The following is a 16,344-nucleotide window of genomic DNA, read 5'->3' on the forward strand; positions in this document are numbered from 1 at the left end:
GGCGGTTGAGCGCCGGTGCGCGCAAGGGTGCGCAGGGCGTACGGCTCAGCTGGAGTCGCGGGCCACCACGGACGCGCCCAGCACCCTGTGGGCCTCGGGTGTGGCGTCGGGGTCGCGCACCGCGCGGTCGACGAGGTCGGCGAGATCGCGGCCGGACGGCAGCTCGATGTGGACGGTGCTGAGCCGGGGCCGCAGCAGCCGGCCGATCATCAGGTCGTCGGCGCCGACCACAGCGGTGTCGTCGGGGATGCGGATGCCCTCGTCCTGGAGAGCGCACATCAGGAGCATGGCGTACTCGTCGTTGTACGCGAACACCGCGTCGAGGCCCAACTCCCGCCAGCGTGCGGCGAGTTCCGCGGCGGCCCGCTCGTCGAAGGCGAGGGGGAGCTCGGCCACCGAGGCGTCCGTGCCGTACAGGGCCCGGCGCACGCCGTCGAGGCGTGGCCGCGAGAAGGCCTCCAGCCCGGGCTCCTGGGGGACGACGACGCCGATACGTCGGCGGCCGCGGGCATGGAGGTGGGACCCGGCGCAGTGGCCGACGCTGCCGTGGTCCATCAGCAGGGCATGCGCGCCCTCGACACGTGCGGGGCCGACGGTGACCACGGCCCGGGCACCGGCCCGCTTGAGCACGGCGACCCCCTCGGGGCCGAGTCCGATGCCGGGCACGAGGACGGCGACCGGGCGTAACTCGGCCCAGGCGCGGGCGGCTTCGTCGCCGTGCAGTCCTACGCTGCCGTGCTGCACCACCGTGTAGTCGAGCCTGCCGAGGGCCCATTGGAGTTCGTTGATGAACTGGCCGTACAGCGGCCCGACCGGGACGGCCGGCGCGGGCATGAGGACCATCCGGCTGTGTCCGGCGCGCAGAGTGCGGGCGGCCGCGTGCGGGACGTACCCGAGTTCCTCGGCGGCCTCGTGGACACGGCGGCGCGTGGGCTCACTGATGCGCACCGCGCTGGTGTTGTTCAGGACGTACGAGACGGTCGCGCGCGAGACACCGGCCAGGCGGGCCACATCGGCGCTCGTGGGCACGGAGCGCGGTGCGGGCGACGCGGGCGGAGGCGTGTTCGGGATCTGCACCATGACGTACCGCATCCTGGCAGAGGCCGGGCAGGCCCCTGCAGCCGGGGGAAGGTGGTTCACGGTTCGACGAATTCGGCCGCGATGCGGGCGGATCGAGGGTGCGGCCGACGAACATGTTCGTAACGAACTTGTTCGGAGCGAACATGTTCGTTATCCTCGACGCATGACAGCTCGCCCCGACACCCCTCGCAGCCGCCGGGAACGCCCGGCCAAGCCCGCCCTGTCCCGGGAGGGCATCGTCGCCGCGGCTCTCGGCGTGCTGCGCGCCGAAGGCCTGCGGAAGGTCACCATGCGGCGCCTGGCGCAGGAGCTCGACACCGGCCCGGCCTCGCTGTACGTCTACGTCCGCAACACCGACGAGCTGCACGCGGCCGTCCTGGACGAGCTGCTCGGCACGGTGGGGCCGGCGCCGGCCGAGGGCTCCTGGCGGGAGCGTCTCGAGCAGGTGCTCACGGCGTACACGGAGATGCTCCTGGCTCATCCGAGCCTCGCCCGTTCCGCGCTGACGGCCCGCCCGTCGGGCCCGCACTACCTGAACCTGATCGAGACGCTGCTGGCACTGCTCGACGAGGGCGGGGTGCCGCGCGCGCAGGCCGCGTGGGGCGTGGACCTGCTGCTCCAGCACGCCACCGCGATGGCCGCCGAGCACGCCGGACAGGACGACTCCCCCACCGCCCAGCAGGAGTGGGACGCCCTGGGCGCCGCCCTGCGCGACACGTCCGGGACCACCCACCCGCACATCAGGGCGTCCGCGGGCGAGCTGCTGGCGGGGGCGCACGAGGCCCGCCTCTCGTGGGCCCTCCAGGCACTGATCAACGGCATCGAGCGGACCGCCGTACCCGGCTGAACCGCCGTACCCGACCGACGAGACCGTCCTACTCCCAGGAGGGCGCCATGACCACACCCCACCACCCCATAACCGTCGTCGGCGCCGGACTCGGCGGGCTCACGCTCGCCCGGGTCCTGCACGTCAACGGCATCGAGACAGCCGTCTTCGACCTCGACGACTCCCCCGCCGCGCGCACCCAGGGCGGCATGCTCGACATCCACGACGACTCCGGCCAGGAGGCCCTGCGCGCCGCCGGACTGCACGAGGAGTTCCTGGCCCGGGTCCACGCGGGCGGCCAGGCGACGCGGATCCTCGACAAGGACGCCGCGGTCCGCATGGAACACGCGGACGACGGCACCGGCGGCCGCCCCGAGATCGACCGCGGCCGGCTGCGCGACCTGCTGCTCGGCTCGCTGCCCGACGGCACGGTCCGCTGGGGCGCCAAGGTCACCGGCGCCCGCCCGCTCGGTGACGGCCGGCACGAGGTGACGTTCGCGGACGGCGGGAGCGTCACCACGGATCTGCTGGTCGGCGCAGACGGCGCCTGGTCACGGATCCGCCCGCTGCTGTCCGCCGCCCGGCCCGCCTACACCGGCGTGTCGTTCGTCGAGGCGGATCTGATCGAGGCGGACGTGCGCCATCCGGTGAGCGCGGAGGTGGTCGGCGGCGGCATGCTGTTCGCGCTCGGCGCGGGCCGGGGCTTCCTGGCGCACCGCGAGTCCGACGGCAGTCTGCACGTGTACGCGGCGCTGGAGACCGCCGAGGAGTGGCTCGACGGCATCGACTTCACCGACACCGAGGCCGCGAAGGCGGCCGTCCTCGGACACTTCGCGGACTGGGACAAGAGCCTGCGGGCGCTGGTCGGGGACGCGGACGGCGCCCTGGTGCCCCGGCGCATCCACGCGCTGCCGGTCGGTCACCGATGGGACCGGGTGCCGGGTGTCACGCTGCTCGGGGACGCGGCCCATCTGATGTCGCCGTTCGCGGGCGAGGGCGCGAACCTCGCGCTGCTCGACGGTGCCGAGCTGGGACTGGCGATCGCGGCTCACCCGGAAGACGTCGAGGCAGCGCTGACCGCCTACGAGGAGCGGATGTTCCCTCGCGGCGAGAGCTCGGCGTCCGGGTCGGCGCTCAGCGGCGCCATGCTGTTCCGTGCCGACGCCCCACAGGGTCTGCTGGATCAGTTCGCCGCCCACGACTGAGCGGCCGGCGCGCTCAGCGGGGCGGCTTGGTACAGGTCACACGGGCGACCAGGTCGAGCCAGCCCGCCTCCAGCCGCTCCAGGGGCATGTCGCACTGCCGCGTCAGATGGTGGGCCAGAACGGGGTTGAGATAACCCATCAGGGTGTGCGCGAGGAGTTCGCTGTCGGCCTCCGGGACCGCCTGCCGCAGCAGCAGCACCACGTGACTGTGCTGCACACGGCGCGGCGGGAGGGAGAACCGGCGGTCCGCGCTGGGCTCGGCCGCAAGCTGCAGGTCCAGCTCGTCGTGCGTCCGCCGCAGCAGCTCGACGCCGAAGGCCCGGAGCCGCTCGACCGGCCCGGCCCCCGGACCCAGCGGCGGCGGGCCGCTCAGGAACGCGGCCTGGAACTTCTTCTCCGAGTGGTCCAGGAGCGCCGTCAGCAGCCCGATGCGGTCGCCGAAGCGGCGGAAGACGGTGCCCTTGCCCACCGAGGCGGCGACCGCCACCGCCTCCATGGTCAGCTGCGCGGCACCCTGCTCCTTGACCAGCCGGGCCGCCGCCTCCAGCAGCCGGGCACGGTTGCGCGCGGCGTCCGCCCGCAGGCAGGACTCGTCCTCGCCTGCGCCCAGTTCGAGCAACTGGCTTGTGTCGATGGGTTCCTGGGGCTTCGGGAAGGGCGGCAGGACGCTGGACATGAGCACAGCGTAAAGCATCGGGAAGAAATTGGACCGCGGTCCGGTTAGGGTGGTAGAAAATTAAACGGACCCCGGTCCGGATCGTAACGGCAGTGTTTCAGCCCCTTGGAGTTCCCATGTCTGTCCGCATCCTTGCGCTCGTCGGCAGCCTTCGCGCCGGTTCGCACAACCGTCAGCTCGCCGAGGCGGCCGTCAAGCACGCTCCGGAGGGCGCGGAGATCGTGCTGTTCGAGGGCCTGGCCGACATCCCCTTCTACAACGAGGACATCGACGTCGAGGGCAGCGTCCCCACCGCCGCGACGAAGCTGCGCGAGGCCGCCGGCGCCGCCGACGCGTTCCTCTTCTTCTCCCCCGAGTACAACGGCACCATCCCGGCCGTCCTGAAGAACGCCATCGACTGGCTGTCCCGCCCCTACGGCAACAGCGGCTTCGCCGGCAAGCCGGTCGCCGTGGTCGGCACCGCCTTCGGCCAGTACGGCGGCGTGTGGGCGCAGGACGAGGCCCGCAAGGCCGTGGGCATCGCCGGCGGCAAGGTGCTCGAGGACGTCAAGCTGTCCATCCCGGGCTCCGTGACCCGCTTCGCCGAGACCCACCCGGCCGACGACGCCGAGGTCGTCGCCCAGCTGACCGAGGTCATCGCGCGCATCCACGGCAACGTGGGCCAGGTCGCCTGACCACCCCGTGCGAAGGGGGGCCGGAGCCGTGCGGCGTGCGGGCTCCGCCCCCCCTTCGCAGGTACGGCTCAGTCCAGCCCGGCCAGCCGTTGCACCGCCGGGGCGACGAAGCTCTCGATCCACCCGGACGTCTCGCCCAGGCGCGGGCCGACGATCACGGTGTCGACACCGAGCTTCGTGTACCCCTCGATGTCCCGCAGGAAGGCGTCGAGTTCGCCGTCCGTCGCCGAGTCGCCGGTGTAGGCGATGGTCTTGCGGATCGTGTCGTAGTCACGGCCGACGGTGTCGCAGTGCCCGCGCAGGACGTCGAGCTTGTGCCGCAGCTCCTCGGGCGACGAGGGGATCAGGTTGCAGGCGTCCGCGTACTGCGCGACCAGCCGCAGGGTCTTCTTCTCGCCCCCGCCGCCGATCATGATCTCCGGGTGCGGGGCGCTCACCGGCCGCGGTACGCACAGCGTCTCGGCGAGCTGGTAGTGCCGCCCCTCGAAGGGGCCGTTGTTCTCGGGGTCCCACATCTGCTTGCAGATCCGTAGGGTCTCCTCGAGCCGTTCGAACCGCTCGGCGAGCGGCGGGTAGGGCACGCCGAGGCCGTGGTGCTCGCGGTCGTACCAGGCCGCCCCGATGCCCAGCGTGGCCCGGCCGCCGGAGACCACGTCGAGTGTGGTGGCGATCTTGGCGAGCAGTCCCGGATGGCGGTACGTCACTCCGGTCACCAGGGCGCCGAGCTGCACGGTGGAGGTGCGGCCCGCGAGGTAGCCGAGGGTGGTGTAGGCCTCGAGCATGGGGTCCTCGGCGCCGCCGTTGAACTCCATCTGGAAGTAGTGGTCCATCACCGACAGCCAGCTCACGCCCGCCGCCTCGGCCGCGGCGCCCGCTGCGGCGAGTTCGGCGCCGAGCGCGGGCCCTCCCCCAGGGTGATCGAACCGGTTGATGTGCACGCCGACCCGCATGGCCGTCTCCGTTCCGCCCGGATCTCCATCGACGATGCGGACGCTAGATCTTCGAGCGCTCTCCAAGTCAACCCAGGCCCGTTCTCCGGCCGGCCGTACGGCAGTCGACGCGTCAGCCGTTGGTGAGCACCATCCGGAAGCGGGCGCCGCCCGTCATCATCTTGCGGTACGCCGCGTCGGCCTCGTCCAGCGGCACCGTCTCGATCATCGGGCGGATGCCGTGCAGCGCGCTGAAGGCCATGGTGTCCTCCACGGCCTGGGAGGTGCCGGACGGATGGCCCCGGACGATCCGGCCGCTCATCAGCAGCTGGACCGGGCTGATTCCCAGGGGTTCCGGAACCGCGCCGATGGCCACCAGCTCGCCGCGGGGCGCCAGTCCGTCCACGACCGCCGTGATGGCCTGGGAGTTGCCCGCCGTGGCCACTACCGCCTTGGCTCCGCCGAGGGAACGCAGCGCGTCGGCGACCGGAGTGCCCGACGTGCTGTCGATGTAGTGGTGCGCGCCGAGCTGCTTGGCGAAGTCGGCCTTCTCGGGCCCCCGGGCGATCGCCACGGTCTCGAAGCCCATGGCGACCGCATACCGCACTCCGAGGTGACCGAGGCCACCGAGGCCGAGCACCCCGACCAGGTCACCGGGCCGGGCGGAACTGCGCCGCAGTCCGTCGAAGACCGTCACGCCGGCACAGGCCATGGGTCCCGCGTCCGCGGCCGTCAGCCCGTCGGGGATGCGGGCCAGCGCGTCGGCCGGCGCGATCACCTTCTCGGCGAAGCCGCCGTCGTAGGCCCAGCCGGGGACCTTCAGGTTCTCGCACACGATGAAGTCGCCCTGGCGGCACGGCTTGCAGTGGCCGCAGCTGCCGCCGAACCAGCCGACCGCGACACGGTCGCCGACCCGAAAGCCCCGCTCCTCGACGCCCTCGCCCATCTCCTCGATGCGCCCGGCGATCTCGTGCCCGGGTACCACGGGGAACTCGATGCCCGGCACCCCGGCGTTCACGAAGAGGGCGTCGCTGTGGCAGACCCCGCAGGCCTCCACGGCGATCCGTACATGCCCGGGGCCCGGTCGGGGCACCTCGCGCTCCGCGATCTCGAACGGTCCGCCGGACGTGGTCACCTGCGCGACTCGATAGCTACTCATGGTCTCTCCGGCTAAGCGATACGGAACGACGGACAGCCCCAGAGACCAGCAGACCAGCTCCCGGCGGATCGCGCGCGCCGAGCGGAGGCCTCCGGGAGCCGCGGCGGCTTGACTTCGAGTCCGCTCCACGGCCTAGCGTCACGCGTATGAGTACGTCGTCGACGCTGCCGGAGCGTGATCCGGTGCGGGTGCTGGTGACCGGCGGGACGAGCGGGCTGGGGCTGGCCATGGCCACCGCCCTGGCCGAGGCGGGTGCGAGCGTCGCGCTGACCGGGCGCAGCGCTGCCCGCGCGGAGGCGGTGGCGGCCGGACTGCCGGGAGCGCTGGGCCTCGAGCTGGACGTGCGGGACGAGGCGTCGGTGGCGCGGGCCGTGGAGCGGGCCTGGTCGCGGCTCGGCGGCATCGACATGCTGGTCAACAATGCCGGGATCGGCATGCGCACCGTCAACCCGCGGTTCATGACCGATCCTCGGGGCTTCTGGGAGGTGCCGCCCGACGGGTTCCGGGCGGTGATCGACACCAACCTGACCGGCTACTTCCTGGTGGCCCGCGAGGTCACTCCCCGAATGCTGGCCGCGGGCGGCGGCCGGGTCGTCAACATCTCGGTGAACGACACGACAATGCGCAGAGCGGGCTTCGTCCCGTACGGCCCCTCGCGCGCCGGAACCGAGTCGCTGTCCCGGATCATGGCGGCCGACCTGCACGGCACCGGCGTCACGGTCAATCTGCTGTTGCCGGGTGGCGCGACCGTCACGGGCATGCTGCCCCTCGACGCCGCGCCCGAGGGCGTCGCGTTCCTCGAGCCGTCGGTCATGGGCCCGCCCATCGTGTGGCTGGCGTCGGACGCCGCCGCCGGAGTGCACGACGAGCGCATCGTCGCCGCCGAGTTCGACACCTGGCTGCGCGAGCGCGAGAAGAACGGCCGGTGAGGGTCGGGCCGGGGACTGCCGGGTCCGTGGACGGGTCGCGCGAGTGGCACGAGCACGGCCCCTGAACGCCGCGCCGGAAACCACCGAGTCCGAAGACCCGTAGCCCGAGCAGGACGAGGACGGCCCGTGAGAACCGGGCCCGGGACTAGACCGCCGGGGCCGGTGACGGTGCCGGGAGTGGGACCTGATGGCTCCGCAGTCCCCGGACAAGGACCGTTGGGCCACCTGGTTCTATTACAGCCAGGGCTCGGAGTCCTTCAAGGGCGACCTGTACTTCTACTCCGTCGACCACGACCTGCGCGACCGGCTCGGCGACATCGACGGCGAACGCTGTCCGGTCGTCATGCTGACCGGCGACTACGACTACCTGACCACCCCCGAGGACGGTGAACGCACCGCCAAGCAGATCCGCGGCGCCGAGTTCATCGAGATGAAGGACATCGGTCACTTCCCGATGAGCGAGAACTACCCGCGCTTCGCCCCGTACCTCAAGCGCGCCCTCCAGCGCATCGAGGAACGCACCGGCACGCACTGACACCGACCGACTCCGCCCGGTCCGACCGTCCACCCGCCCGGACCGGGCGGCGCTCATGTCAGGGCCGCCCGGGCGCGGGCCGCCGCCCCCAGGGCCACCGCGTCCCCGCCCAGCCGGGACGGCAGCGCGTGCAGCGGCCGGCCGCTCACGGGCGGCTCCGCGGCGAGGGTCTTGAACAGGGCGGGTTCGAGCAGTGACCACGATCCGCCGACACCGCCGCCGATCACGAAGGTGGTGACGTCGAGCAGGCCCGCCGTCAGCAGCAGCGCCCGGGCGACGGCGGCACCGGCGGCCTCGTACACCGCGAGCGCGTCCGGGTCGCCCCGCCCTGCCGCCCCGGCGATCTCACGTGCGGTGTCCAGGCGCCCGGTGCGCTCGGCGTAGCGGGCGGCGAGGGAGCGGCCCGACGCCAGGGTCTCCAGATGGCCGCGCCCGCCGCAGGTGCAGGGCAGGTCGCCGAAGCCGGGCACGTGGCCGATCTCGCCGGCCGCGCCGTGCGGTCCGTCGTACAGGGCACCGTCCAGCCACAGCGCGCCGCCGACCCCGGTGCCCAGCGTCATGCCGAGCACATGGGTCGCGCCCGCGACGGCGCCCCGCGCCACCTCGCCGCGCAGGAACGCGTTGACGTCGTTGTCGAGGAACGCCGGGACGCCCAGGGCCTGTTCGACGGTCTCGGTGACCGGGAAACCCGCCCAGCCGTGGAAGGAGTCGCTGGCCACGAGCACCCGCCCGGCCCGCGGGTCCACCACACCGGCCGCGCCGATCCCGACGCCGAGCAGCCGTGCGGGCGTACGGTCCAGCAGCCGCCGTAGCGCCCCGAGCGCGGCGGCGACCATCACCCGCCCGCCCTCGGCGGCCGGGGTCGGCAGCTCCGTGCGGTCGAGGACGTCCAGGTCGGGTGAGCACAGGACCGCCTGGGTGGTCGTGCCGCCGATGTCGATCCCGGCGACCGTCCCGGGTGCCCCCGTCACGCGGTGGCCCCCTGTCCGCCGGTGGTCAGGGACGTCCGGCGCTCGGCGCGGCGGCTTCTCTGCAGCACCGGATCCGGTACGGGCACGGCGGCGATGAGCCGGCGCGTGTACTCCGTGTCCGGATGCAGCAGGGTGGTCGCGGTCGGCCCCTGTTCCTCGACCCGGCCGGACCGCAGCACCACCACCCGCTGGGCGAACCGCTGGACGACGGCCAGGTCGTGTGAGACGAACAGGCATGCGAAGCCGAGTTCCCGCTGCAACTCCTCGATCACCTCGAGGACTGTCCGCTGCACGCTCACGTCGAGCGCGCTGGTCGGTTCGTCCGCCACGAGCAGCCGTGGCTCGAGGACCAGGGCGCGCGCCAGACTGACCCGCTGCCGCTGCCCGCCGGACAGCTCGCGCGGCCCTCGGCTCGCCAACTCCCTGGGCAGCCGGACGAGTTCCAGCACCTCGCCGACCCTCGCGCGCCGCTGCGCCGCCGGCATGTCCCTCCGGTGCACCCGCAGCGGTTCGGCCACACACTCGGCCACGCTCATCCGCGCGTCCAGCGAGGCCACCGGGTCCTGGAGGACGACGCCGAGACCGGCGAGCAGCCTGCGCCGCGCCCGGCCGCGCGCCCGCCGCAGGTCGGTGCCGAACAGGGACACCGTGCCGTCGGAGGGGGCGATGAGGCCCAGCGCGACCCTGGCGGCCGTCGACTTGCCGGACCCGGACTCGCCGACCAGGCCGACGGTCTCGCCGGGCCGGACGGTCAGGGACACCTCGTGCAGGGCGCGTACCCGGCCGAAGGACACGGAGACGTCCTGGAGCCGGACGACCGGCTCCCGGGGAGCGGGCTCCGGCACGGCATCGCTCTCCTCTGGACCGCTCACCGCCAGTCGCGGTACCGCGTCCAGCAGCAGCTTGGTGTATTCGTGCGCCGGCCGCAGCAGTACGTCGTCCACCGTGCCGGTCTCCACGATCTCGCCGCGCAGCATGACGGCCACCCGGTCGGCGAAGTCCGCCACGACGCCCATGTTGTGGGTGACGAGCAGTACCCTGGTGCCGGAGCGGGCCGCCAACTGCCGTAGCAGATCGAGGATCTCGGCCTGCACGGTCACGTCGAGGGCCGTGGTCGGCTCGTCCGCGACCAGCAGGCTCGGGGAGTTCGCGATGGCCATGGCGATGACGACCCGCTGCCGCTGCCCTCCGGACAGCTGGAAGGGGAACGCGGACGCCCGCCGCTCCGGCTCGGAGATGCCCACCCGGCGCAGCAGGTCGACCGCTTCCGCCGCTGCTTCCTTCGCGGAGACGGAGCGGTGGTTGCGTATGACCTCGGCGATCTGTCTGCCGACTCTGGTCAGCGGGTCCAGCGCGGTCGCCGGTTCCTGGAACACCATCGAGGCCGTACGGCCGCGCAGGTGCGCCAGCACCGTTTCGCTCGCGCCGACGACCTCCGTGCCGTCGAGCGAGGCCCGGCCGGACACACGGGAGTTGCCCGGCAGCAGCCCCATGGCGGCGAGCGCCACCGTCGACTTGCCGGAGCCCGACTCGCCGACCAGTGCGAGGGTCTCGCCGGGCCGGACGCGCAGGGACACGTCGCGGACGGCGGGCACGTCGCCCGTGTCGGTCGCGAAGGTGACCGAGAGGCCCTCCAGTTCGAGGATGTTCATCCGCGTCCCCTGACGTCGAAGGCGTCGCGCAGCCCGTCGCCGATCGCGTTGAACGCGCACACGACGAGGATGATCGCGAGGCCCGGCGGAACGATGAGCCACCAGCGCCCGGAGTAAGCGACCGTCAGTCCCGCCGAGAGCATGCCGCCCCAGTCGGTCGACGGCGGCTGGACGCCGAGGCCGAGATACGAGACGTAGGCGACGAGCAGGATCGCGTCGGCGACCTGGAACGTCGCCGCGACCACGATCGTCGACACCGAGTTGGGCAGGATGTGCCGCAGGATCGCCCGGCCGTGGGTGCCGCCGATGGCGCGCAGGGTGAGGACGTAGTCCCGGTTCTTCAGCGTGAGGGTCTCCGCGCGCACGAGCCGGGAGGGCACCAGCCACGACACCAGGCCGAGGATGACGATCAGCCCGCCGGTGCCCGGCGAGGTGATCGCGGAGACGACCAGCAGGATGAACAGGGCCGGGATCGCGATGCCCGCGTCGACCACCCGCATCATCACCGCGTCCACCCATCCACCGGCGTACCCCGCGACCGCGCCCCACAGCGTGCCGATGACGGTCGCGAGGATTCCGGCCGCGAGCCCCACGAGCAGCGAGACCTTCCCGCCGTACATGAGCCTCCCGAGTTCGTCGTGGCCGACGGCGTCGGTGCCCAGCCAATGGGCGCCGCTCGGGGCGAGGTTGACCTGGGTGAGGTCGGTGTGGGTCTGGTCCGTGGAGTGGAGGAGCGGGCCGACGAAGCAGAACAGCAGGAAGAGGACGACCACGGCGAGTCCGGCGACCGCCAGACGGTTGCGGGCGAAGCGGCGCACCGACAGACGGTGGCCGGCGACCGGTTCGAGGGTGGGTGCCTGTGCGACGGCTGTCATGACCGGCCCGCCTTCACTCGGGGATCCACGATCCGCTGCACGATGTCGGCGAGCAGTGTGCCGACAACGGTCGCGACGGAGATGACGAGGACACAGCCGAGCAGCACCGGATAGTCGGAGGACTGCGCGGCGCTCCAGAACAGCAGCCCCATCCCCGGGTAGTTGAAGAGCTGCTCGACGACGAGCGCGCCACCGAACAGCACCGGCACGTAGTAGCCGAGCATGGCGACGACCGGGGTCAGGGAGTTGCGGAAGACGTGCCGCCACAGGATCGCGCGGGGCCGGGAGCCACCGGCGCGGGCGGTGCGGACGTAGTCCTCGTCCAGGTTCTCCAGGGTGGCGGCCCGCATGTACCGGCTGAACACGGCGATCATGGAGGCGGCCCCGGTGACGACGGGCAGCACCAGGGCGACCGGGTCGGCGAACACCTGGGCCAGGGTGTCCCCTTGGGGTGCCTGGGAGGGGAACCAGCGCAGGGTCTGGGTGAAGACGAGGACCAGTACGAGACCGAGGAAGTACACGGGCGTCGCGTACGCGACGAAGCTCAGCGTGGTGATGACGTAGTCCACCGGCTTGTTGCGCCGCACCGCCTGCCACATGCCGAGCGGTACGGCCAGCAGAAGGCCGACCAGGGCGTGTACGCGGCGGTCGCGGAGGTGGAGTCGCTGCCCGGAGTCACGGATGCCGCGATCTGGGTCGGGTACGCCTGGGCCGACGAGCCGCGCAACCGGGCCGCGGTGGTCGTGACCGGTCCGGACGCCGAAGCGGTCGCCGGGGGTGCGCAACGGCTCGCGCGCGGATTCTGGGACGCACGGCACGACTTCGCGTTCGTCGCGCCGACGGGCACGCTCGACGAGTGTCTCGACGAGGCGCTGGCGTCCGAAGTCCGCCCGTACTTCATCAGCGACACCGGCGACAACCCGACCGCGGGCGGTGCCGGGGACGTCACCTGGGGTCTCGAACAGGTGCTGTCGCGGCCGGAGTTCAAGGATCCGTCCGGGCCTGTGGTGATCTACGCATCGGTGCCGGGGCCCGCCGCCGTCGACACGGCGGTGGCTGCGGGCGTCGGCGCGACGGTCACCGTCACCGCGGGGGCCGAGGTGGACGACCGGCATTCCGGACCGCTCACCATGACCGGCGTGGTCCACGCGGTCCGGCACGGCGACCGGGACGCGGTGACGGAGGTCGTGCTGCGGGTGGGAAGCGTGTATGTGATCGTGACGCGGCTGCGGAAGCCGTACCACTACGAACACGACTTCACCCGGCTGGAGTTGGCGCCCCGGAAGGCGGACGTCGTCCTCGTCAAGATCGGCTATCTGGAGCCCGAGCTGTACGCCATGGCCGCCGACTGGAAGATGGCCCTCACACCGGGCGGTGTCGACCAGGACCTGGCGCGGCTCGGCCACCACCGCATCCGCCGGCCGATGTTCCCCTTCGACCCGGGTATGCCCGGCCCCGATCTCACCGCGCGGCTGATCGCCCCCTCCGACCAGCCGCTCACCGGCGCCGACGAGTGAGAACCCGTGTCGTCAGGTGGCGATGTCCGGGTAGGGCATCGTCACGTGCGACAGCCTGCGCGCGTACTCGGTCTGGAAGCCCATCGGGGGGTGGTCCCGCTCGAACATCCCGATGAAGAGGGTGAGCGTCAGGAACGGGTGCGCGCCCAGCTCGAAGAGCTTGACGTAGTCGTGGGTGGCCAGGGCCTCCCGCTCGGTGTCGTCGAACGTCAGCCAGGTGGACGACTCGCCGGAAATGCAGTTCAGGATGCGGTTCGCGTACTGCTCCTCCCACATCGCCACCGTGCCGCGGGGATCCTCGCGATAGGCCTCGACCAGTTCCGGGTCCCGGTCGACGGTGAACAGGAACTTGTTCAGCAGGTACTTGCTCACGCCCGACCGCCCTTCGGGTACCAGGTGAAGTACGCCTCCATCGTGTGGAAGAGGTCGTACGTGTCGACGTAGTCGGCCTTCTGCCCGTTGCCGGCCACGCCCATCATCAGCATGAAGTCCATGAAGCCGTGGGTGGCGTTGCCGGGCAGGTGGAGGCTGTCCAGGGTTACCTCGGACAGACAGCCCTCGATGTCACCGGAGGCGATCCACTCGACGGCCTTGCGGTCGAACTCCGGGTCGGGACCGGTCGGCCCGAACTGCCGGGGTCCGCCCAGCTCCAGCGACAGATGCCCGGTGCCGATCACCGCGACCCGCTTGTCCTCGGGCCAGGACTCCACCAGCTCCCGGATCGCCTGGCCGAGTTGGATGAAGCGCTGGGGCCGGGGCAGCGGGGGCGCGAAGATGTTGGTGTAGATCGGCACGACCGGCAGGTCGTTCTGCGGGCGGAGCGTGATGATCGGGCACGTGATGGAGTGGTCGATCCGCAGCTCGTTGGAGAACGCCAGGTCGAAGCCCGCGTCCAGGCCGCCGCGCAGGATGTGTGCCGACAGGTCCTCCTGGCCCTTGAGCACCATGCGCGGGAGGCCGAACTCCCGTTCCTCGTTGTAGAAGTTGGCGTCGTAGACCGGCGCCTTGCCGACGAGGAACTGCGGCATGTTGTCCAGCCACAGCTGGTGGAAGTGGTCCGAGCCCACCATCACCAGCACGTCCGGACGTGCCTTCGTCAGCGTCTCGCGGAACGCCTCCACCTTGCGCACCCACTCGTCCGCGAACGGCGGGCGGTCCTCCCCGGTGGCCGTGCTGGCACGGTAGTAGAAGGGGTGATGGGTGGACGCGATCACCGCGACCAGTTCAGCCATGCGAACCTCCGTTGGTGGGCATGTGCGGCTCGGGCCCGAGCGGCTCGGGGGTGTAGGGATCAGGGGCGACGGAACGGTTGTTGAGGTCGACGGACAGGAACACGTCGCTCGCGACCGGGTTGCGCAGCTCTTCGGCGAGCTGTCCGATCAGGCCGGCGGTGCGGGCCAGCAGCGCGAAGCCGCGCAGGAGTTCCATCGGCAGGCCGAGGTCGGCGAGTGCGGCTCCGCAGACGCCCGCTCCGTTCAGGGGAAGGGTACGGCCGAGCACCTGCGGATGGACCCGGCCGATCGCGGCGAACAGGGCGAGGTGCGGTCCGAACTGCCCTTCTTCTTCAGCGATCTCGAGCAGCCGGGGGGTGCGTGGGTCGCCGTTCTTGTGGACGTGGTGGCCGAGGCCGGGAATGAACCGGCGGGCCTCGCGCTGGGCCTGTACGGTCCGCAGCGCCAGGGCGTCCCAGCCGGCGTCGTCCGTCGGCAGCGGTCCGTCGACGCCGGTCAGCACGTCGTGCAGGAACCGGCCGCAGTCCTCGGTCACACCGAGGAAGCGGGACCCGCCGCCGAGCAGTCCGGCGGCGAGCGCGCCCTGCACCGAGTCCGGCGCCGAGAGATAGGTCAGCCGGGTCACGATCGCGGTCGGCGTGAAGCCGTGGTCGGCGAGGGCGGCGAGTACGGCCTCGAACACCCGTGTCTCGCCCGCCGTGGGCCGCCGCTGGGTAGCCAGCCAGAAAGCCAGTTCACCGAAGCCGACCTGGCCCATGACATCCTTGGCCAGGTCGTGGCCGAGCAGCGTGATCGACTCCAGGGACGACGCGCCGAGGGCGGTGGGGTAGTCCGGGTCCTTGTCAGTCATCGCCGTCCTCCTGCGGGGCCTTGAGCCAGGCGCGGATCTCGGCGCCGTGCTCGTCGAGTTCGGGCGGGGGCAGCCGGTGGTCGGCCGGCGTCTCGGAGAAACGGATGGGGTGCCGGGTGGTGGGCACCGCGCGCCCGCCCTCGCCGACCTCCACGATCGGTTCGAGCCCGAAGCGCTCGGCCATCGCGAACCCGCCGTCGATGGTGTTGATCGGGCCGCACGGCACACCCGCCTCGACCAGCAGGTCGAACCACTCGACGGCACCGCGCTCGGCGAGCCGCTCGACAAGGATCGGGCGCAGTTCCGCACGCCGCTCGGTGCGGTCGGCGTTGCGCGCGAACCGCGGGTCGTCGGCGATCTCGGGGATACCGAGCACCTCGCAGAGTTTGCGGAACTGGCCGTCGTTGGCCGCGGTGACGATGAGGTCGTTGTCCGCGGTGGGCAGCGGCTCGTACGGGAAGACGCTGGGATGGGCGTTGCCCATCCGGTACGGCACCACGCCGCCGGCCGCGTAGGCGGAGCTGTGGTTGACCAGTCCGGTCAGCGCCGACGACAGCAGGTTGACCTCGACGTGCTGGCCGGCTCCGGTGGCGTCGCGGTGGCGCAGCGCGGCGAGGATGCCGATGACGGCGTGGTTGCCGGCCATCACGTCGAAGACCGAGATGCCGGCCCGGTACGGCGGCCCGTCCGGGTCACCGGTCAGGCTCATCAGCCCGGAGATCGCCTGCACCATCAGGTCGTAGCCGGGCACGTGCCGGCCCGCGCCGGCGCCGAAGCCGCTGATCGAGGCGTACACGACACCGGGGTTGGCCTCCCGCACGGACGCGAAGTCGAGTCCGTAGCGGCCGAGGCCGCCCGGCTTGAAGTTCTCGATCAGGACGTCCGCGCGGCGGGCGAGCTCGCGTGCCGCGGCGGCGTCCTCCGGTTCGCGCAGGTCGAGCGCGATCGAGCGCTTGCCCCGGTTGACGCCCAGGTAGTACGTGGACACGCCGTCGCGCACGGGGGGCATCCAGGTGCGGGTGTCGTCACCGCGCGGACCCTCGACCTTGATGACGTCGGCGCCCATGTCCGCCAGGAGCATGGTGGCGTAGGGACCCGCCAGGATCCGGGAGAAGTCGGCCACCAGCACGCCCGACAAGGGGCCGCTCCCGGCTGCCCGGTCCACTCCGGTTCCGTCTGTCATCAGGGACCGCCTCCTTGCTTCGTCCGCTGTACGGACGATCGTCCGCTGATC

The 16,344-nt window shown here is 72.0% G+C and carries 18 protein-coding genes; 6 read left to right on the plus strand and 12 right to left on the minus strand.

The features are described 5' to 3' along the window. Window positions 1-45: 45 nt before the first annotated feature. A complete protein-coding gene (locus IEZ19_RS02720) occupies window positions 46-1,092 on the minus strand; it encodes a LacI family DNA-binding transcriptional regulator (protein WP_189309309.1) in 1,047 nt (348 codons plus the stop codon). A gap of 151 nt (window positions 1,093-1,243) precedes the next feature. Between IEZ19_RS02720 and IEZ19_RS02725 the strand changes: the two genes are divergently transcribed. Together IEZ19_RS02725 and IEZ19_RS02730 are read left to right on the plus strand one after the other, a co-directional pair. Continuing rightward, window positions 1,244-1,927: a TetR/AcrR family transcriptional regulator gene (locus IEZ19_RS02725; protein WP_189309310.1), complete on the plus strand. Its 684-nt coding sequence runs from the start codon at window positions 1,244-1,246 to the stop codon at window positions 1,925-1,927. Window positions 1,928-1,974: 47 nt separating this feature from the next. Continuing rightward, window positions 1,975-3,111: an FAD-dependent oxidoreductase gene (locus IEZ19_RS02730; RefSeq protein WP_189309311.1), complete on the plus strand. Its 1,137-nt coding sequence runs from the start codon at window positions 1,975-1,977 to the stop codon at window positions 3,109-3,111. A 13-nt stretch (window positions 3,112-3,124) separates the two neighbouring features. Here the strand turns inward: IEZ19_RS02730 and IEZ19_RS02735 are convergent, their stop codons facing one another. Beyond that, entirely contained in the window at window positions 3,125-3,787 is a 663-nt protein-coding gene (locus IEZ19_RS02735) for a TetR/AcrR family transcriptional regulator (protein WP_189309312.1), read from the minus strand. 116 nt (window positions 3,788-3,903) lie between these two features. Between IEZ19_RS02735 and IEZ19_RS02740 the strand changes: the two genes are divergently transcribed. Further along, entirely contained in the window at window positions 3,904-4,461 is a 558-nt protein-coding gene (locus tag IEZ19_RS02740; protein WP_189309313.1) for an NADPH-dependent FMN reductase, read from the plus strand. Window positions 4,462-4,529: 68 nt separating this feature from the next. Here IEZ19_RS02740 and IEZ19_RS02745 read toward each other — a convergent pair whose 3' ends face one another. Together IEZ19_RS02745 and IEZ19_RS02750 are read right to left on the minus strand one after the other, a co-directional pair. After that, the gene (locus IEZ19_RS02745) at window positions 4,530-5,411 is read right to left on the minus strand and encodes an LLM class F420-dependent oxidoreductase (protein WP_189309314.1); all 882 of its coding nucleotides are present in this window, start codon (window positions 5,409-5,411) and stop codon (window positions 4,530-4,532) included. A gap of 112 nt (window positions 5,412-5,523) precedes the next feature. Continuing rightward, window positions 5,524-6,549, minus strand: coding sequence for an alcohol dehydrogenase catalytic domain-containing protein (locus IEZ19_RS02750; RefSeq protein ID WP_189309315.1), 1,026 nt, complete (start codon window positions 6,547-6,549; stop codon window positions 5,524-5,526). A gap of 146 nt (window positions 6,550-6,695) precedes the next feature. Here IEZ19_RS02750 and IEZ19_RS02755 point away from each other — a divergent pair, with 146 nt between their 5' ends. Then, a complete protein-coding gene (locus tag IEZ19_RS02755; RefSeq protein WP_189309316.1) occupies window positions 6,696-7,478 on the plus strand; it encodes an SDR family NAD(P)-dependent oxidoreductase in 783 nt (260 codons plus the stop codon). A gap of 187 nt (window positions 7,479-7,665) precedes the next feature. Continuing rightward, on the plus strand, window positions 7,666-8,013 hold the full coding sequence (locus tag IEZ19_RS02760) for an alpha/beta fold hydrolase (RefSeq protein WP_229839863.1): 348 nt from the start codon (window positions 7,666-7,668) through the stop codon (window positions 8,011-8,013). A 53-nt stretch (window positions 8,014-8,066) separates the two neighbouring features. Here the strand turns inward: IEZ19_RS02760 and IEZ19_RS02765 are convergent, their stop codons facing one another. Genes IEZ19_RS02765 through IEZ19_RS02780 form a run of 4 tightly spaced genes read right to left on the minus strand, consistent with a single transcriptional unit; the run spans window position 8,067 to window position 12,110 of the window. Then, on the minus strand, window positions 8,067-8,984 hold the full coding sequence (locus IEZ19_RS02765) for an ROK family protein (protein WP_189309317.1): 918 nt from the start codon (window positions 8,982-8,984) through the stop codon (window positions 8,067-8,069). Beyond that, on the minus strand, window positions 8,981-10,636 hold the full coding sequence (gene nikE / locus IEZ19_RS02770; protein ID WP_189309318.1) for a nickel ABC transporter ATP-binding protein NikE: 1,656 nt from the start codon (window positions 10,634-10,636) through the stop codon (window positions 8,981-8,983). The genes IEZ19_RS02765 and nikE overlap by 4 nt, the downstream gene beginning before the upstream one ends. Beyond that, entirely contained in the window at window positions 10,633-11,511 is an 879-nt protein-coding gene (locus IEZ19_RS02775; protein ID WP_189309319.1) for an ABC transporter permease, read from the minus strand. Before IEZ19_RS02775 ends, nikE begins: the two co-directional genes overlap by 4 nt. Continuing rightward, window positions 11,508-12,110, minus strand: a complete 603-nt coding sequence (locus IEZ19_RS02780) for an ABC transporter permease (protein ID WP_373296890.1) — start codon at window positions 12,108-12,110, stop codon at window positions 11,508-11,510. Before IEZ19_RS02780 ends, IEZ19_RS02775 begins: the two co-directional genes overlap by 4 nt. On the opposite strand from IEZ19_RS02780, the gene IEZ19_RS02785 reads away from it, so the two are divergent. After that, window positions 11,991-13,028, plus strand: coding sequence for a M81 family metallopeptidase (locus IEZ19_RS02785; protein WP_373296901.1), 1,038 nt, complete (start codon window positions 11,991-11,993; stop codon window positions 13,026-13,028). The genes IEZ19_RS02780 and IEZ19_RS02785 overlap by 120 nt on opposite strands. A 12-nt stretch (window positions 13,029-13,040) precedes the next feature. Here IEZ19_RS02785 and IEZ19_RS02790 read toward each other — a convergent pair whose 3' ends face one another. Genes IEZ19_RS02790 through IEZ19_RS02805 form a run of 4 tightly spaced genes read right to left on the minus strand, consistent with a single transcriptional unit; the run spans window position 13,041 to window position 16,293 of the window. After that, on the minus strand, window positions 13,041-13,400 hold the full coding sequence (locus IEZ19_RS02790; protein ID WP_189309320.1) for a hypothetical protein: 360 nt from the start codon (window positions 13,398-13,400) through the stop codon (window positions 13,041-13,043). Then, window positions 13,397-14,260 (minus strand): DODA-type extradiol aromatic ring-opening family dioxygenase, encoded by an 864-nt coding sequence (locus IEZ19_RS02795; protein WP_189309321.1) that lies wholly within the window; start codon window positions 14,258-14,260, stop codon window positions 13,397-13,399. Before IEZ19_RS02795 ends, IEZ19_RS02790 begins: the two co-directional genes overlap by 4 nt. Further along, window positions 14,253-15,110, minus strand: a complete 858-nt coding sequence (locus IEZ19_RS02800; RefSeq protein WP_189309322.1) for a citryl-CoA lyase — start codon at window positions 15,108-15,110, stop codon at window positions 14,253-14,255. Before IEZ19_RS02800 ends, IEZ19_RS02795 begins: the two co-directional genes overlap by 8 nt. Further along, complete coding sequence (locus IEZ19_RS02805) at window positions 15,103-16,293, minus strand: CaiB/BaiF CoA transferase family protein (RefSeq protein ID WP_189309323.1); 1,191 nt, start codon at window positions 16,291-16,293, stop codon at window positions 15,103-15,105. Before IEZ19_RS02805 ends, IEZ19_RS02800 begins: the two co-directional genes overlap by 8 nt. Between the last annotated feature and the right edge of the window lie 51 nt (window positions 16,294-16,344).

Origin of the sequence: Streptomyces brasiliensis (assembly GCF_014647875.1) — a bacterium.
GTDB classification, from domain to species: Bacteria; Actinomycetota; Actinomycetes; order Streptomycetales; family Streptomycetaceae; genus Streptomyces; species Streptomyces brasiliensis.

Coding starts and splice junctions, on each gene's coding strand:
- IEZ19_RS02780 (WP_373296890.1), bottom strand. CDS start 12,110: ATGTGGCAGGCGGTGCGGCGCAACAAGCCGGTGGACTACGTCATCACC.
- IEZ19_RS02795 (WP_189309321.1), bottom strand. CDS start 14,260: ATGGCTGAACTGGTCGCGGTGATCGCGTCCACCCATCACCCCTTCTAC.
- IEZ19_RS02735 (WP_189309312.1), bottom strand. CDS start 3,787: ATGTCCAGCGTCCTGCCGCCCTTCCCGAAGCCCCAGGAACCCATCGAC.
- IEZ19_RS02720 (WP_189309309.1), bottom strand. CDS start 1,092: ATGCGGTACGTCATGGTGCAGATCCCGAACACGCCTCCGCCCGCGTCG.
- IEZ19_RS02750 (WP_189309315.1), bottom strand. CDS start 6,549: ATGAGTAGCTATCGAGTCGCGCAGGTGACCACGTCCGGCGGACCGTTC.
- IEZ19_RS02800 (WP_189309322.1), bottom strand. CDS start 15,110: ATGACTGACAAGGACCCGGACTACCCCACCGCCCTCGGCGCGTCGTCC.
- IEZ19_RS02725 (WP_189309310.1), top strand. CDS start 1,244: ATGACAGCTCGCCCCGACACCCCTCGCAGCCGCCGGGAACGCCCGGCC.
- IEZ19_RS02745 (WP_189309314.1), bottom strand. CDS start 5,411: ATGCGGGTCGGCGTGCACATCAACCGGTTCGATCACCCTGGGGGAGGG.
- IEZ19_RS02730 (WP_189309311.1), top strand. CDS start 1,975: ATGACCACACCCCACCACCCCATAACCGTCGTCGGCGCCGGACTCGGC.
- IEZ19_RS02760 (WP_229839863.1), top strand. CDS start 7,666: ATGGCTCCGCAGTCCCCGGACAAGGACCGTTGGGCCACCTGGTTCTAT.
- IEZ19_RS02775 (WP_189309319.1), bottom strand. CDS start 11,511: ATGACAGCCGTCGCACAGGCACCCACCCTCGAACCGGTCGCCGGCCAC.
- nikE (WP_189309318.1), bottom strand. CDS start 10,636: ATGAACATCCTCGAACTGGAGGGCCTCTCGGTCACCTTCGCGACCGAC.
- IEZ19_RS02755 (WP_189309316.1), top strand. CDS start 6,696: ATGAGTACGTCGTCGACGCTGCCGGAGCGTGATCCGGTGCGGGTGCTG.
- IEZ19_RS02740 (WP_189309313.1), top strand. CDS start 3,904: ATGTCTGTCCGCATCCTTGCGCTCGTCGGCAGCCTTCGCGCCGGTTCG.
- IEZ19_RS02805 (WP_189309323.1), bottom strand. CDS start 16,293: ATGACAGACGGAACCGGAGTGGACCGGGCAGCCGGGAGCGGCCCCTTG.